This is a genomic window from Ursidibacter arcticus, from assembly GCF_009761375.1.
Taxonomy (GTDB): Bacteria; Pseudomonadota; Gammaproteobacteria; order Enterobacterales; family Pasteurellaceae; genus Ursidibacter; species Ursidibacter arcticus.
This window is the reverse complement of record NZ_LEKM01000039.1, coordinates 1-1,052: the sequence shown is the minus strand read 5'-3', so window position 1 is coordinate 1,052 and position 1,052 is coordinate 1. Positions and strand designations below refer to the sequence as shown.

The window sequence follows — 1,052 nt, the reverse complement described above, 5'->3', positions numbered from 1 at the left end:
AACTTCGTAAATACACAATAGCAGATATTTGTGGGCGTTGGTTTGAGAACTTCAAACGGCTGATTGTAAACAAGCGGTAGGTTTTACTCTGTTTTTTGCAATACTATTGTGTAACGACATACATCATACATAAGGAAATAAAATGCAACAAATTCCAATGACAGTGCGTGGTGCTGAGTTATTACGTGAAGAACTTGAATTTCTCAAGAATGTACGCCGCCCTGAAATTATCAATGCAATTGCCGAAGCTCGTGAACACGGGGATTTAAAAGAGAATGCAGAATATCACGCTGCACGAGAGCAACAAGGTTTCTGCGAAGGGCGTATTCAAGAAATTGAAGGAAAACTAGGCAATGCTCAAATTATTGATGTCACCAAAATCCCTAACAACGGCAAAGTTATTTTTGGTGCAACCGTAACATTGATCAATACAGACAGCGATGAAGAAGTAACTTATCGCATTGTTGGCGATGATGAAGCGAATATTAAAGAAGGTTTAATTTCCGTAAATTCTCCTATCGCTCGCGGGCTAGTTGGTAAAGAAGTCGATGATACCGTTAATATTAAAACACCAGGCGGTAATGTTGAATTTGATATTATTGAAGTACAGTATCTTTAACTTCTAAATAAAGGGGCTTTTATATATTAGAGCCCTTTTTATTGGTTATTTAAGCAAATTGAGTTTTATACTATATCGATATTCTTTGCAATTTTTACCAAAATCTACCCGCTTGTTTAGCTTGACGAGCTAATTCATTTGATTACACTAAGTACTTTTTAACCCACAGAATCCTAATGCGAATACCTAGAATTTACCACCCAGAATTATTAGCAGGCAAAACACGCTGTGTTTTATCTGAAGATGCAACTAACCACGTTGGGCGAGTGCTGAGAATGAATGAAGGTGCTGAATTAGTACTCTTTGATGGCTCAAACTATACTTTTTCTGCTCGAATTAGCCAAATCAGCAAAAAACAGATTGAAGTAGAAATTTTATCTCACCAGCTTGACAACAGAGAGTCAAATTTACCTATCCACTTAGGTCAGGTAAT

Annotated in this window: 2 protein-coding genes; both read left to right on the top strand. The window is 36.9% G+C overall.

The features are described 5' to 3' along the window. The first annotated feature begins 142 nt into the window (after positions 1–142). Positions 143–619: a transcription elongation factor GreA gene (gene greA, locus A1D25_RS01445; protein WP_157393947.1), complete on the top strand. Its 477-nt coding sequence runs from the start codon at positions 143–145 to the stop codon at positions 617–619. A 176-nt stretch (positions 620–795) separates the two neighbouring features. Further along, a partial coding sequence (locus A1D25_RS01440; protein ID WP_157393946.1) for an RsmE family RNA methyltransferase occupies positions 796–1,052 on the top strand: 257 nt, incomplete at its 3' end.